General features: G+C 70.7%; 12 protein-coding genes. 6 read left to right on the top strand and 6 right to left on the bottom strand.

Translation table 11 applies throughout. The features are described from left to right. Positions 1-109: 109 nt before the first annotated feature. From V1457_RS13935 to V1457_RS13925, 3 genes are all read right to left on the bottom strand, one after another. Positions 110-1,537, bottom strand: coding sequence for an aldehyde dehydrogenase family protein (locus V1457_RS13935; RefSeq protein ID WP_338604272.1), 1,428 nt, complete (start codon positions 1,535-1,537; stop codon positions 110-112). Positions 1,538-1,619: 82 nt separating this feature from the next. Next, complete coding sequence (locus tag V1457_RS13930) at positions 1,620-2,351, bottom strand: alpha/beta hydrolase (RefSeq protein ID WP_338604269.1); 732 nt, start codon at positions 2,349-2,351, stop codon at positions 1,620-1,622. A gap of 1 nt (position 2,352) precedes the next feature. After that, entirely contained in the window at positions 2,353-2,967 is a 615-nt protein-coding gene (locus V1457_RS13925) for a DsbA family protein (RefSeq protein ID WP_338604266.1), read from the bottom strand. A gap of 337 nt (positions 2,968-3,304) precedes the next feature. Between V1457_RS13925 and pepN the strand changes: the two genes are divergently transcribed. After that, on the top strand, positions 3,305-5,884 hold the full coding sequence (pepN, locus tag V1457_RS13920; RefSeq protein WP_338604263.1) for an aminopeptidase N: 2,580 nt from the start codon (positions 3,305-3,307) through the stop codon (positions 5,882-5,884). A gap of 150 nt (positions 5,885-6,034) precedes the next feature. Here pepN and V1457_RS13915 read toward each other — a convergent pair whose 3' ends face one another. Next, a complete protein-coding gene (locus V1457_RS13915) occupies positions 6,035-6,544 on the bottom strand; it encodes a DUF5130 family protein (RefSeq protein WP_295142436.1) in 510 nt (169 codons plus the stop codon). Beyond that, positions 6,531-6,770 carry a hypothetical protein gene (locus V1457_RS13910; protein ID WP_295142438.1) on the bottom strand — a complete coding sequence of 80 codons (240 nt, stop codon included), beginning with the start codon at positions 6,768-6,770 and terminating at the stop codon, positions 6,531-6,533. The genes V1457_RS13915 and V1457_RS13910 overlap by 14 nt, the downstream gene beginning before the upstream one ends. 411 nt (positions 6,771-7,181) lie before the next feature. Here V1457_RS13910 and V1457_RS13905 point away from each other — a divergent pair, with 411 nt between their 5' ends. Continuing rightward, on the top strand, positions 7,182-8,444 hold the full coding sequence (locus V1457_RS13905) for a hypothetical protein (RefSeq protein WP_338604258.1): 1,263 nt from the start codon (positions 7,182-7,184) through the stop codon (positions 8,442-8,444). Positions 8,445-8,453: 9 nt separating this feature from the next. Here V1457_RS13905 and V1457_RS13900 read toward each other — a convergent pair whose 3' ends face one another. Then, the gene (locus tag V1457_RS13900) at positions 8,454-9,083 is read right to left on the bottom strand and encodes an HNH endonuclease (RefSeq protein WP_200070888.1); all 630 of its coding nucleotides are present in this window, start codon (positions 9,081-9,083) and stop codon (positions 8,454-8,456) included. Between the two features lie 288 nt (positions 9,084-9,371). On the opposite strand from V1457_RS13900, the gene V1457_RS13895 reads away from it, so the two are divergent. The 4 genes from V1457_RS13895 (at position 9,372) to V1457_RS13880 (ending at position 14,297) form a co-directional block, all read left to right on the top strand. Beyond that, positions 9,372-11,456, top strand: a complete 2,085-nt coding sequence (locus V1457_RS13895; protein ID WP_338604253.1) for a prolyl oligopeptidase family serine peptidase — start codon at positions 9,372-9,374, stop codon at positions 11,454-11,456. 193 nt (positions 11,457-11,649) lie between these two features. Beyond that, entirely contained in the window at positions 11,650-12,630 is a 981-nt protein-coding gene (locus V1457_RS13890; protein ID WP_200070886.1) for a mechanosensitive ion channel family protein, read from the top strand. 22 nt (positions 12,631-12,652) lie between these two features. Continuing rightward, complete coding sequence (locus tag V1457_RS13885) at positions 12,653-13,045, top strand: globin (RefSeq protein WP_200070885.1); 393 nt, start codon at positions 12,653-12,655, stop codon at positions 13,043-13,045. Positions 13,046-13,064: 19 nt separating this feature from the next. Then, a complete protein-coding gene (locus V1457_RS13880) occupies positions 13,065-14,297 on the top strand; it encodes an alpha-amylase family glycosyl hydrolase (RefSeq protein ID WP_200070884.1) in 1,233 nt (410 codons plus the stop codon). The last annotated feature ends 104 nt before the right edge of the window (positions 14,298-14,401 follow it).

Here is a 14,401-nt window from a genome sequence, read left to right as displayed (position 1 = left end):
TCCGGGCTGCACGCGGCTCGAAGTCCACTTCGGACGAAGTCGACGGCGCGGGCGACGACGTCGCTGCGCTGCCGCCGCTACCGCGGGCCGAATGCGGATGACCCGGCCTTCACCGCTGGATCGACTTGACCTCCAGGAACTCCTCCAGCCCGAACTTGCCGAACTCGCGCCCGTTGCCGGACTGCTTGTAGCCGCCGAACGGCGCGTTCGGGTTGAACGCCCCGCCGTTGACCGCGACCTGGCCGGTGCGGATCCGGCGGGCCACCGCCAGCGCGCGCTCGTCGGAGCCGAAAACCGCGCCGGAGAGCCCGTACTCGGAGTCGTTGGCGATCGCGACCGCCTCGTCATCGTCCCGGTACGGCAGGATCGACAGCACCGGGCCGAAGATCTCCTCGCGCGCGATGGTCATGTCCGGGCGCACCCCGGTGAACACCGTCGGGCGCACGTAGTAGCCCCGATCGAGCCCGTCCGGAGCTTCCGGGCCACCGGTGACCACCGAAGCCCCCTCGGCCACACCGCTGCGGATGTAGTCGACGACGCGGTCGCGCTGCACGTCCGAAGCCATCGGACCGATGCGGGTCCGCTCGTCGGTCGGATCGCCGACGGAGTACTTCGCGACCGCGGCCACCGCGAGTTCCACCGCTTCGTCGTGCCGGGATTCCGGCACCAGCATCCGGGACAGCGCGTTGCAGCTCTGCCCGCCGTTCGGGAAGCAACCGGCGACGCCGAGCTTCACCGCCTTGGCCAGGTCCGCGTCGTCGAGCACCACGTTCGCCGACTTGCCGCCGAGTTCCAGCGCGACCCGCTTGACGGTGCCCGCTGCCACCTCGGAAACCCGGCGTCCGGCGCGGGTCGAGCCGGTGAACGAGACCATGTCGACGTCCGGGTGGCCCGCGATGGCCTCGCCCACCACCGGGCCGGTGCCGTGCACCAGGTTGAACACGCCCGCCGGGACGCCCGCCTCCGCGGCGATCTCGGCGAAGATCGAAGCGGTCAGCGGGGCGAGCTCGCTGGGTTTGAGCACCACCGTGCAGCCCGCGGCCAGCGCCGCCGCGACCTTCGCCACGATCTGGTGCAGCGGGTAGTTCCACGGCGTGATCGCGCCGACGACGCCGACCGGCTCGCGCACGATCAGCGAGTTGCCGTGCTCCTCGGTCCAGTCGAAGCCCTGGTCCAGCACGTCGGCGATGCCCGCGGACGTCGCGACCGGCACGCTCGCGTGCACCTGGGTGGCGAAACCGATCGGGGAGCCCATCTCGGCGGTCACCGTCGCGGCGATCTCGTCGCGGCGCCGGGCGATGCCTTCGGAAATCGCACGCACCAGCGCCGAGCGCTCCGCCACCGGGCGCGCTGCCCAGCCGTCGAACGCCGCCCGCGCCGCCGCGACCGCAGCGTCCACGTCCGCGGCGGTTCCTGCCGGGACGGAGCCGACCACCTGCTCGGTCGCCGGGTCGACCACGTCGATGCGCTCGCCGGAACCGGCGACGTACGCGCCGTCGATCACGTGCTCGGTCCGGACTGCCGTAGGGGTCGCCATGCGTTCCTCCCGATATGTGACACCGGCAACAGCACACCGAGACTGGCACAACCGCGAACGGGTGCACAGACCTCGACCGCCATCAGTCGAGGTTCGCCAGGAACCGGCGGACCTGCGCCGCGAACGACTCCGGGCACTCCGCGGCAGGCGTGTGCCCGCACTCCAGCACCACCGGGGCGGGCGCGCCGAGCAGCTCGGCGAGTTCGGTCGCGTGCCGGAGCTCGCGGGCGCGGTCGTAGCGCCCGTGCACGACCAGGGCAGGCAGGTCCAACTCGCCGAGCAACGGCGCCAGGTCGGTGTCGCGCTGACTGGTCAACGCATCGATCACGGCGGAGCGGCGCAAGGTCGCCGGGTAGGTTTCCAGCGCATCCGCGATGCGCTCCGGCACCGGGAGGTGCACCCCGCGCTGCGCGACGGCGCGCCACAACTCCGGGCCCCAGGCGGCGCGGACGTGCTCGATGATGGCGTCCACGTCGCCGTGCCCGCGCATGTTCGCCCCGGTGTCGCTGAGCACCAAACCGGCCAAGCCACGCATCCGGTGCAGGGCGGCGCGCAATGCGATCACGCCACCGGTGGAGTGCCCGACGAGCACCACCGGCGCGTGCTCGACCACCAGCTCGGCGACCCGGGCACCGAGCGTTGCGATGTCGTGCGGTCCCGGCCACGCCAGCCACGGGGCGATCACGACGTCCGCGCCGGTCCGGTCGGCCAGTCCGTCGAAGATGGCCGGGGCGGACATCGTGCCGGGCAGGCACAGCAGCGTCCCGGCCGCACGCCCGCTCGGCCGCGTGATCAGGACCTCCTCGGCGGGCACCTCAGTCGAACTGCGGCGACTCCGTGCGGGTGCGCTTGAGCTCGAAGAAGTAGGGGTAGGACGCGAGCTTGTACGCGCCGTCGAACAGCTCGCCCGCCTGTTCACCGCGCGGGATCCGCGTGGTGATCGGGCCGAAGAACGCCACCCCGTCCACGTGCAGGGTGGGCGTGCCCACGTCGTCGCCCACCGGGTCCATGCCCTCGTGGTGGCTGGCGCGGACCGCTTCGTCGTAGTCGGTGCCGTTCGCGGCCTCGGCCAGCGAGCCGGGCAGCCCGACCTCGTCCAAGGACTCCTTGATGACCTGGTCGTAGTCCTTGATCTCCCGTTCGTGGATCCGGGTGCCCATGGCGGTGTAGAGCGGGCCGAGCACCTCGTCGCCGTGCTGCTGGGCGGCGGCGATGGCGACGCGCACCGGCTTCCACGCCTTGGCCATCAAATCCTGGTATTCCTCGGGCAGGTCGCGGCCCTCGTTGAGCACGGCCAGGCTCATCACCCGGAAGTGCAGGTCGATGTCGCGGACCTCGTCCACCTCGAGGATCCAGCGCGACGAGACCCACGCGAACGGGCAGGCCGGGTCGAAGTAGAAGTCGACCTTGGGGCGTTCGGCGACGCTCATGGATTCACCCTCCACTGTGCTCCGTGCCATCACGGGCGCTTGTCGGTAGGCGCGGGCGGATTTCACGGCCCGCTGCTCCTAGCAACTCCCCGCCGCCCCCCGATCTTCCCGCAGCGCGCCGATCGGGTGGGAATCTCCCGGTTTTCCCGGATTCCGCGCGCATGCCCAGCGAAAGTCCAGCGGTGGAGGCGGTTCGCCGACACGCCGGGACGAGTCGTCCAGGCGTCCGGCGGCCGGACGGCATTCCGACGTGATTGGATTCCCGGCATCCCCTGTGAACCGGCGCGGCCACGGCGCGCCGGAGACCGACCGACCCTACGAGCGACGAGGTGATCCGTTGGCCCCGCCGAACCTCACCCAGGACCAGGCCCGGCAGCGCGCCGCACTGCTGGACGTCGAGTCCTACGTGATCGAACTGGACCTCTCCGATGGTGCGGGCGGGCCGGACGTGCGGACCTTCGGCTCCACCACCACGGTCCGGTTCCGCAGCGCGCAGGCCGGCGCGGAAACCTGGATCGACCTGATCGCGGGCCGGGTGCGCGGCGCGCGGTTGAACGGCGTCGAGCTGGACGTGTCCGGCTACTCGGAGCAGGAGGGGCTGCGGCTGCCGGATCTGGCCGCGGACAACGAGCTCGTCGTGCACGCCGACTGCGAGTACACCAACACCGGCGAGGGCCTGCACCGCTTCATCGACCCGGTGGACGGCGCGGTCTACCTCTACAGCCAGTTCGAGACCGCCGACGCGAAGCGGATGTTCACCTGCTTCGACCAGCCGGACCTGAAGGCGACCTACCAGATCACGGTGCACGCGCCCGCGTCGTGGAAGGTCATCTCGAACGCCGCGGCCGAGGTCGCCGATTCCGAGCTGGGCCGCACGCACGTTTTCGCGACCACCCGGCCGATGTCGACCTACCTGGTCGCACTGGTCGCCGGGCCGTACGCCGAGTGGCGCGACGAGTTCCCCGGCGAACCCGGCCAGGACCCGATCCCGCTCGGGCTGTACTGCCGCGCCTCGCTGGCCGAGCACCTCGACGCCGAGCGGCTGTTCCGCGAGACCAAGCAGGGTTTCGCCTTCTACCACAAGGCGTTCGGGGTTCCCTACCCGTTCGGCAAGTACGACCAGTGCTTCGTGCCGGAGTTCAACGCCGGGGCGATGGAGAACGCCGGGTGCGTGACCTTCCTGGAGGACTTCGTGTTCCGGTCGAAGGTCACCAGCTACCTCTACGAGCGCCGCGCCGAGACGGTGCTGCACGAGATGGCGCACATGTGGTTCGGCGACCTGGTGACCATGCGCTGGTGGGACGACCTGTGGCTCAACGAGTCCTTCGCGACCTGGGCCAGCGTGCTCTCGCAGGTCGGCGGCACCGAGTACGCGCACGCCTGGACGACCTTCGCCAGCGTGGAGAAGTCCTGGGCCTACCGGCAGGACCAGATGCCGTCCACGCACCCGGTGGCCGCCGACATCCCGGACCTGCAGGCCGTGGAGGTCAACTTCGACGGCATCACCTACGCCAAGGGCGCCTCGGTGCTCAAGCAGCTGGTCGCCTACGTCGGGCTGGACAACTTCCTGGCCGGGCTGCGGGTGTACTTCGAGCGGCACGCCTGGGGCAACGCCACGCTGAGCGACCTGCTGCAGGCGCTGGAGGAAGCCTCCGGCAGGGACCTGTCCTGGTGGAGCGCGGAGTGGCTGGAGACCACCGGGCTGAACATGCTGCGCCCCCGGTTCACCACCGACGACGAGGGCCGGTTCACCGAGTTCACGGTGGTGCAGGGCGGGGCCCGGCCCGGCGCCGGTGAGCTGCGCACGCACCGGCTGGCGATCGGCGTCTACGACGACGACCCGGCCACCGGCAAGCTGGTGCGCACGCACCGCGTGGAACTCGACGTGACCGGCGAGCGCACCGCGGTGCCGGACCTGACCGGGGTGCACCGGGGCAAGCTGGTGCTGGTCAACGACGACGACCTGACCTACTGCACGATGCGGCTGGACCCGGATTCGCTGGCCACCCTGATCGACCGCATCGGCGATCTCGACGAGTCGCTGCCGCGTGCGCTGTGCTGGTCCACGGCATGGGAGATGACCCGCGAGGCCGAGCTGAAGGCCCGCGACTTCGTCAGCCTGGTGCTGGGCCGCTCCGCCGATTCCGGGATCGGCGCGGAAAGCGAGATCGGCGTCGTGCAGCGGGTGCTGCTGCAGGCGCAGACCGCGCTGGCCTCCTACACCGACCCGGAATGGCAGCGCGAGGGCTGGCGGCGCTACGCCACCCGGCTGCTGGAGCTGGCCCGCGCCGCCGAACCCGGCTCGGACCACCAGCTCGCGTTCGTGAATTCGCTGGCCGGTTCGGTGCTGGACCCGGAGCAGGTCACGGTGCTGCGGGGCTGGCTGGACGACTCCGCGCCGCTGCCGGGGCTGACCGTGGACACCGACCTGCGCTGGAACCTGCTGCAGGCCCTGGTGGCGCACGGCGCGGCCGCGGAGACCGAGATCGACGCGGAACTGGCCAAGGACCAGACCGCGACCGGCAGGCGCCGCGCCGAACGCGCCCGTTCGCTGATCCCCACCGAGGACTCGAAAGAACGCGCGTGGCAACGGGCGGTGCACGACGACGAGCTGCCGAACGCGGTCAGCGACGCGATCATCGCCGGTTTCCAGCACCCCGGTCAGCGCGAGCTGCTCGCCCCGTACGTGCAGCGCTACTTCGCCGAGATCGACGAGGTGTGGCAGCGCCGCTCCAGTGAGCGCGCGCAGCCCACGGTGATCGGGTTGTTCCCGTCCTGGGCGGTAACGCAGGCCACCGTGGACGCGGCCGATGCCTGGCTCGCCGGGGAGCATCCGGCGGCGCTGCGGCGGCTGGTCTCGGAAGGGCGCGCGGGCATCGTGCGGGCGCTGGCCGCGCGGGAGTTCGACCGGTCCTGACCGGTCTCCGGATGCCAGAAGGGCGGGCCTGATCAGGCCCGCCCTTCTCGTGCTCCATTGGTGCTCGTCTACGCCGCGATCCCCGGTCGTCCCCGGCGGCCGACCGGGTACGCAACCGCCACGATCCCGACGGGATTCGCCGGGAAGCGATCAGTGCGCCGCGGAGTGCTGCGTTCCTGCGGCGTCGGACAGCATCCGCAACGCGCTGATGAGTCCTTCGAGCAGTTCGCCTTCCTTGAACGACGCGACCATGCTCATCAGGGCGAGCTGGCAGCTGCGGTCCGGCACCCGGCGCTTGGACTCCTCGCCGGTGACGATCTCCACGCGCCGCTGCTGCGGCGACACCGCGACCAGCACCCCTTCCGCGGCCCGCGCACCGAGGTTGGCGTGCAGCCCGCCCGCGAACTCCCGGGTGTCCTCGCCCAGGTCGCCGAGGTAGATCGCGAACTCCAGCCCGGTGCTGCGGCTGGACAGCGTCAGGGCCTCGTCGATCCGGGCGAGCTGCGCCGGGCTGAACGGCAGCTTCGGCCGCTGCGGTTCGACCCGGCGGGCGATCGACAGTCGTCCGGTGGCGGTCAGCACCTCGCCGGTGGCGAGTTCGGATTCCGACGGTTGCCCGTCCGGGCCGTGCCCGGGCGTAGCGATCTCACCAGTTCCCATGTGCGCCTCCCCGATCGGTGCTGGCAGCCCGCGCGGAAGCGGCGCCTTCCGGCGCAGTGCTCGTGCTCGCCGGGTCGGCGACCCAGAAGACCGGGTCGAAGTTCCAGTCCTGGCCGGCGCGGTAGCGGTTGCGGGTCAGCTTCGGCCACAGCGCGATCAGCGTGGCGAGGCCGTACACGGCCGCTGGGATCGCCACCAGGACGAGCAAGGTCTCCACGACAGTCACGAGCCGTACGGTAGCCGATCACCTCGTCCGATGGGACGGGTCCATGCGGGCTTGTCGCGGCGGCCGCGCCGTTGTTCGCCGCTGACCGCTCCGGCCGCGATCGGCACCGCCTCCAGCCGTTATCACTTTATGTATTCAGTGGCCAAAAGTTCAGCTACAGCGAGTGTTCACAACGGGCGTGAGCAGGAGTTGAACTACTGAACGTCACTAGTCAACCGTGTTATGTCTCACGTAAGGTAACTCTTTCAGACTAATGATCGCGGCCGAATGGAGCCCATCCAGAAGGTTGCAGTGGACGGCGAGTTGGCGGCTTGTTCGAGCCCTTGCGCGCTTCTAGTTTTTCACCTGTATGGGCCTTGCATATTTGATCACTTGCCCATAACTCGGCTATTCAAGCGCAGGAGGCACACCATGTCGATCATCAAAACCGCCGCTCAGCGTAATACTCTCACTCTTTCGACAAGCTCGCAGCCGCTTGCCGAACACGGTGTGCACACGGCGTCGGGTGTTCGGATCAGCGGCGACGACCGCGGTGTCCGCATCAGCGCCGAGCGGGGCGTGCGGATCAGCGCGCGGGCCGGTGTCCGCATCAGCGCGATCGAGCGCGGAGTCCGCATCAGCGGCGCCGAGCGGGGCGTGCGCATCAGCAGCCGGGCCGGGGTCCGAATCAGCGCCGCGGCAGGCGTGCGCATCAGCGGTGAGCAGCGCGGTGTCCGAATCAGCGGTCGCAGCGGTGTCCGCATCAGCGCGATCGAGCGCGGGGTGCGCATCAGCAGCGCGGAGCGCGGGGTGCGCATCAGCGGCCAGCACGGCGTCCGGATCAGCGGTGCGCAGCGCGGGGTGCGCATCAGCGGTCAGGCAGGCGTCGGCATCCTGGGGCAGGCGGGCGTGCGCATCAGCGGTCAGGAGCACCGGGCGAGCGTCGTTGACCAGCGAACCGGGGTGCGCATCAGCGGCACCGACGGGAACCGGGTCGACGCGCGCAGTGGCGTCCGCATCAGCGGGCAGCGCGGCGTCCGGATCAGCGGTCGCAGCGGAGTTCGGATCAGCTCCGCGGGCGTGCGCATCAGCGGCCAGAAGCGCAGGCGCCGGATCGAGGCGCTGCACGGCGTGCGGATCAGCGGCCGCGAAGGCGTGCGGATCAGCGGGCACGGAGTGCGGATCAGCGGCCGGAACGGTGTCCTGGATGAGCGCGCCGGCGTGAACCCGGCCGAGGCGCGCAGCGGCGTGCGCATCAGCAGCGGCGTCCGGATCAGCGGTGCGGCCGGTGTGCGGATCAGCGGCGAGCAGCGCGGTGTCCGGATCAGCGGGCACAGCGGCGTGCGGACCAGCGCGGCCCACGGTGTGCGGATCAGCGGCGCAGACCGCGGGGTGCGCATCAGCGGGCAAGCCGGCGTGCGGATCAGCGGTGCGCAGCATGGCGTGCGGATCAGCGGCCAGCATGGCGTCCGGATCAGCGCTGCGGCCGGCGTGCGGATCAGCGGCGAGCAACGCGGTGTCCGGATCAGCGGAACCGAGCGCGGAGTGCGCATCAGCGGGCAGTCGGGCTTGCGGGCCGGCGAAGCGCAACGCGGCGTCCGCATCAGCGGCGAAAACCGCGGGGTCCGGATCAGCGGCGCGGACCGCGGGGTCCGGATCAGCGGCGGTGCGGAGCTCGCCGGTGCGGCGGCCTGAGTGCGGCGGCTACGCCGCGGCCTCACCCAAGTACGGCAGCCACTGCGGATCGGTCTCCGTCAGGCCCGCGATCAACCGCCAGTTCCGCCCGCGCGGCGCACGCGGCGCCACCGGCAACGACCAGCCCAGCTCGCTCAGCGTCTTGTCCGCTTTGCGGTGGTTGCACTTGGTGCAGCAGGCGACGCAGTTCTCCCAGGCGTGCGGGCCACCCCGGCTGCGCGGTACCACGTGGTCGATCGTCTCGGCGCGAACTCCGCAGTACACGCAGCGGTGCCCGTCGCGGTGCATCAGCGCGGAGCGGGTGAGCGGCACCCGGCCGCGGTAGGGCACCCGCACGAAGTTGCTCAACCGGATCACGGACGGCACCTGGTGGCTGGCGGTGGCCGAATGCAGCATCAGCCCCGCGGAGTCGCCGTGCACCACCTCGGCCTTGCCGCAGACCAGCAGCACGATGGCCCGGCGCAGCGGAAGCGCGGTCAGCGGCTCGAAGGTCGTGTTCAGCAGCAGCACCCGCCGCTTGCGCCACGACGCGGGAGGATCACCCGACGGTCCGGCAGTCCGGGACGGAACCGAGCACAGCCCGGTCCGGGGCGCCAGCCCGTGGGCTGCGCCCGTCGGAGTCGGTTTTCGGTCGGGCACGCGACCACCTCCACCGTTCGGCAGGACCAGTCGACCACAGACGCTGCCCCGAACGCACGTGTGATTCGCCACGTGCTAGCGGCGCGGTGTCGATGCGGAGATCGCTACGACTGCCGGGGAACACCGGGCCCGCCCGTGGACGCCGGGCACGACCGCCGGTACCCACGCCGATCGTATTGCTTCAGATGTTGATCGTTCAGGGTGAATTCGCCCGACACCGCGGCGAGGCCGCCGCGGCGACGCTTCGCACCCGTATCGTCGGCGGACGTGAGCAAGGTTGCGCCGCCCATGTCGTATCCCCCCGCCGAACGCGCTGACACCGTCGACGAGCTGCACGGCAGGCGGGTCGCCGACCCGTACCGGTGGCTCGAGGACCCCGCGGACCCGCGGACCGAGTCCTGGTCCAAATCGCAGGACGAGCTGGCTCGCGCCTGGCTGGAGGAGCTTCCCGGCCGCGCCGAAACCGGCGAGCGGCTGCGTTCGCTGCTCTCGGCCGGTTCGGTCTCCGTCCCGGTTTGGCGGGCGGGCCGGGCGTTCTTCACCCGCCGCGACCCCGGGCAGGAATTCCCGGTGCTGTACCTGCGGGAAAGCGACGGCTCGGAACGCCCGTTGCTGGACGTGACGACCATCGACCCGAGCGGGCTGACGACGCTGGACAGCTGGTCGCCGAGCTTGGAGGGCGAGCGGCTGGCGTACCAGATCTCGGTCGGCGGCGACGAAGAATCGCTGCTGTACGTGCTGGACGTGACCACCGGTGAGCAGCTCGAAGGCCCCATCGACCGGTGCCGCTACTCGTCGATCTCCTGGCTGCCCGGCGGCGCGGAGTTCTTCTACGTGCGCAGGCTGCCGCCGGAAGCGGTTCCGGACGGCGAGGAGCAGTTTCACCGCAGGGTGTGGCGGCACCTCATCGGCAGGCACCCGGACGACGACGAGCTGATCCACGGCGACGGCCTGGACCACACCTTCTACTACGGCACCGGCGTATCGCGGGACGGCCGCTGGCTGCTGGTCGGAGGGAGTCCGGGCACCGCCCCGCGCGACTCGGTGTGGATCGCCGATCTGACCACCGGGGGCGAGCTTCGGCAGATCGTGGACATCTCCGCGGACGTCGAGGTCTCGGCCTGGGTGGAGCGGGACGGGCGGCTGTACGTGCTGACGACGCTGGGCGCGGACCGCTGGCGGCTGTGCGTGGCCGACCCGGAAGAACCGGAGCCGCAGAACTGGACGGAACTGATCCCGGAGGAACCGGACTCGGTGCTGGAGGCGGTGCGCTGGTTCGACGACGGCACCGACGACCCGAAGCTGGTGGTGCTGCGCACCAGGCACGCGGTCTCCGAGCTGACGCTGCACGACCCGGTCACCGGTGAGCGCACCGCGGACGTGCCGCTACCGGGCACCGGCCAGATCACCGCGCTCACCACGCTCGACGAGGACACCGACGGCGACGCGGACCGGTTGTGGATCGGCTGGACGGACTTCGCGACCCCGCCGTGCGTGCACGTGTACTCGCGGGCCGAGGGCCGCACGCGGATCGCCGAACGCGCTCCGGGCGCGGTGGACCTGCCGGAGGTGCACACCTCGCAGGTCACCTACACCTCCAAGGACGGCACCGCGGTGCGGATGTTCGTGCTGGCGCCCGCCCGCGAACCGGACCACCCGCGCCCGGCGATGCTCACCGGCTACGGCGGCTTCTCGCTGTCGATGGAGCCCGGCTACTCCACCATCGCCCTGTCCTGGGTCGCCGCGGGCGGCGTGTGGGCGGAGCCGTCGCTGCGCGGCGGCGGCGAAGAAGGCCAGCAGTGGCACCGGGCCGGGATGCGGGAGAGCAAGCAGAACGTCTTCGACGACTTCCACGCCGCGGCAGAGCACCTGATCGAGACCGGCTGGACCACGCCGGGTCAACTGGCGGTCACCGGCGGCTCCAACGGCGGTCTGCTGGTGGGCGCCGCGCTGACCCAGCGCCCGGAGCTGTACCGCGCGGTGGTGTGCTCCGCGCCGCTGCTGGACATGGTGCGCTACGAGAAGTTCCTGCTGGGCCGCACCTGGAACGACGAGTACGGCACGGCCGAGGATCCGGAAGAGCTGGACTGGCTGCTGTCCTACTCGCCGTACCACGCGGTCACCGAAGGCACCGCTTACCCGGCCGTGCTGCTGACCGTCTACGAATCGGACACCCGGGTGGATCCGAACCACGCGCGCAAGATGTGCGCGGCGCTGCAGCACGCGACGAGTTCGGATCCGGCGCAGCGGCCGGTTTTGCTGCGCAGGGAGACCGAGGTGGGACATTCCGCGCGATCGGTGTCGCGTACCGTGGGGCTCGCGACCGACCAGATCGCCTTCCTAGCGGAGGCCACCGGGCTCCCCCTCGCCTGAGCGGTCGCTTCCCGGAACAACGTCGCAGAAGGCACGGGCGACACCGCGCGGCGGCGAACAGCGACGGGTTTGTGGACGGCGGGGCGTCCGCAAACCCCGAAACGCTTCCGCCGGCACTCGCGCAGGTGTTCCGCCCGGTCTTCGGCGAGCCATAAGGTCGATCGAAGCCCCCGAGCATGGAGACCCCCGACCCATGACACCCCCGCTGTTGACCCAACCCAGCTGCGTCCAGGACGACGGCAGCTGGTGTCAGACGGTGTTCGACCTGACGAACAACCAGTGGCTGGCGATGTACTCGGACCTGCTGATCGCCAAGCCGCTGAGCATCCTGCTGATCGTGCTCGTCGCGCTCGTGCTGCGCTACTTCGTGCACCGGACGATCTCCCGGTTGACCCGCGGCAACGGCGGCAAGACACCGAAGCTGCTGCAGCCGCTCAAGGAACGCCGCAGCGAATCCGCCGGTGCGGCGCTGCTTTCCGAGCGGCGGGCGCAGCGCGCCCGCACGATCGGCTCGGTGCTGAAGTCGCTGACCTCGTTCCTGATCTTCGGCCTCGCGCTGGTCTACATCCTGAAGTCGCTGGGCATCGAGCTCGGACCGATCCTGGCCTCGGCCGGGGTGGTCGGTGTCGCGGTCGCGTTCGGCGCGCAGAACCTGGTGCGGGACTTCCTGTCCGGGATGTTCATGATGGTCGAGGACCAGTACGGCGTCGGTGACGTCGTCGACCTCGGCGAGGCCCTCGGCACGGTCGAGGCCGTGGGCCTGCGGGTCACCACGCTGCGCGACCTCAACGGCACGGTCTGGTACGTGCGCAACGGCGAGATCCTGCGCGTCGGCAACTCCAGCCAGGGCTTCGCGGTGGCTGTGGTGGACTTCCCGGTCTCGCACTCCAGCGACGTGGAGAAGGCGATCGAGGTCGCCACGAACGTCGCGACCGAGGCGGCCGCGCGCGAACCGCTGTCCACGAACGTGCTCGAGCCGCCGGAGATGCTCGGCGTGGACCAGATCACCTCGGACACGATCACGCTGCGGCTGACGGTCAAGGTCCGGCCGAGCACCCAGTGGTCGGTGCAGCGCAGGCTGCGCGCCGAGATCAAGCGCGCCTACGACGACGAGGACATCCACCCGCCCTACCCGAACGGCCGACCGCAGTACGACTCAACGGCCCAGGTATGACATCGACCAGGTGGAGGGGAGGATGGGAGTCGTGAGCGCACCGGAGACCTTCTACGAGCAAGTCGGCGGCGAACCCACCTTCCGCTTCATCGTGCGGCGGTTCTACGAGGAAGTGGCCAAGGACGAACTGCTCCGCCCGATCTACCCGGAGGAGGACCTCGGTCCGGCCGAGGAGCGGCTGCGGCTGTTCCTGATCCAGTACTGGGGTGGCCCGACCACCTACTCCGAGCAGCGCGGGCACCCGAGGCTGCGGATGCGGCACGCCCCGTTCAAGGTCGGACCGACCGAGCGCGACGCCTGGTTGCGCTGCATGCGCATCGCGGTGGACGAAGCCGGCCTGGCGCAGGAGCACCGCGAGCGGCTGTGGCAATACCTGGAAATGGCAGCGCACAGCATGATGAACTCCTGGTTCTGAATGAGAGCTTGTCCCGGAGATGAATGCGTTCGCACCGCTGCAGGGGGTCTTGACCCCGTGGTGGCACGATGCGGTCTTCTACCGGGTCGATCTGCGTTCGTTCGCCGATTCCAGCGAGGACGGCGTCGGTGATCTCGACGGTGCGCGCGGGCGGCTCGGGTACCTGGAGCTGCTCGGCGTGGACGCGCTGTGGCTGACCGCGCTGCTGGCGGCGCCGCTCACCGATGAACGCGGGCGCAGCGTGGACCCGGTGCTGGGCGACGTGCGGTCGTTCGAGCTGCTTGTCGAGGAGGCGCACGACGCCGGGCTGCGAGTGGCCGTGGACGTGGCGGTGCAGCGCTCACTGGCCGGTGCGCTGAGCGGACGTCCGGAGTTCGCGGACGCGGTGCGGTTCTGGCTGGACCGGGGCATCGACGGCCTGCGCATCAGCGCGGTCCCCGGTAACGCCGAGCCCGCAGGCGAAGCGGTGCGGGAGGCGCTGCGGGCACTGCGGCCGGTGTTGTCGGACTACCCCGACCGCGGGGTGGGGGTGCTGATCGACGAAACCTGGTTCGACCGCTACGACGAACCGCCGGACTGGGACATCGGCATCGACCTGCGCCTCGGGCGCACCGCGTTCAACGCGGGCGCGCTGCAGGAGATGATCACGCGGATGCTCGCGTCGGCGGCGGGCCTCGGGGTCCGGCCGGTGTGGGTGGCCACCAGCGACGACCGGACGCACCCGGTGGCCCGGTTCGGCGGCGGTGCCACCGCGCAAGCTCAAGCGCGCGCGTTGGCGTTGGTCACGTTGGCGCTGCCGGGGGTCGTCGGGTTGGACAACGGTGAGGAACTCGTGCTGCCACCCGGCGCCTCCGGTCGGCTTTCGGGCGCGCCGGTGCGCAGCCCGATGCCGTGGGAAGGCTCCGAGCCGCCGTTCGGTTTCTCCGCCGCGCCCGCCGGCTGGTGGCCGATGGACGAGAAGTGGGTGGAGTACACCGTCGAGGCCCAGCTGGAGAACCCGGCATCGGCGCTGTCGCTGTACCGGCGGGCTTTGGAACTGCGCAAGGAGCACTCGGCGCTGCGGGGAGACCGCGTGGACTGGTTCGGCGCGCCGTCGGGCTGCTTCGCGTTCCGCAGGCAGCCGGGCAACCTGACCTGCGCGTTGAACGCCTCACCGGACCCGGTGGCGTTGCCTCCGGGAGAGGTGTTGCTCTCCAGCGGAGAACTGGACGGCGACCGGTTGCCGGGCAACACCGCGGTCTGGCTCGTTTGATCGCGACACGCCGCCGGCCAGGCCGGATGTGATCGCGGCCTCCACGTTGCTGACCATGGGCCGGGGCGGAAGTACCCGCCCGGTAAGTTGTCGTACGCCCGAGT

The sequence above is a fragment of the Saccharopolyspora sp. SCSIO 74807 genome (assembly GCF_037023755.1).
Classification (GTDB): domain Bacteria; phylum Actinomycetota; class Actinomycetes; order Mycobacteriales; family Pseudonocardiaceae; genus Saccharopolyspora_C; species Saccharopolyspora_C galaxeae.
This window is presented reverse-complemented; position numbering and strand designations above follow the sequence as displayed.

Bases quoted from the DNA above. Each gene is read 5' to 3' on its own strand.
- V1457_RS13935 (WP_338604272.1), bottom strand. From the start codon at position 1,537: ATGGCGACCCCTACGGCAGTCCGGACCGAGCACGTGATCGACGGCGCG.
- V1457_RS13925 (WP_338604266.1), bottom strand. From the start codon at position 2,967: ATGAGCGTCGCCGAACGCCCCAAGGTCGACTTCTACTTCGACCCGGCC.
- V1457_RS13915 (WP_295142436.1), bottom strand. From the start codon at position 6,544: ATGGGAACTGGTGAGATCGCTACGCCCGGGCACGGCCCGGACGGGCAA.
- V1457_RS13905 (WP_338604258.1), top strand. From the start codon at position 7,182: ATGTCGATCATCAAAACCGCCGCTCAGCGTAATACTCTCACTCTTTCG.
- V1457_RS13895 (WP_338604253.1), top strand. From the start codon at position 9,372: ATGTCGTATCCCCCCGCCGAACGCGCTGACACCGTCGACGAGCTGCAC.
- V1457_RS13890 (WP_200070886.1), top strand. From the start codon at position 11,650: ATGACACCCCCGCTGTTGACCCAACCCAGCTGCGTCCAGGACGACGGC.
- V1457_RS13885 (WP_200070885.1), top strand. From the start codon at position 12,653: ATGGGAGTCGTGAGCGCACCGGAGACCTTCTACGAGCAAGTCGGCGGC.
- V1457_RS13880 (WP_200070884.1), top strand. From the start codon at position 13,065: ATGAATGCGTTCGCACCGCTGCAGGGGGTCTTGACCCCGTGGTGGCAC.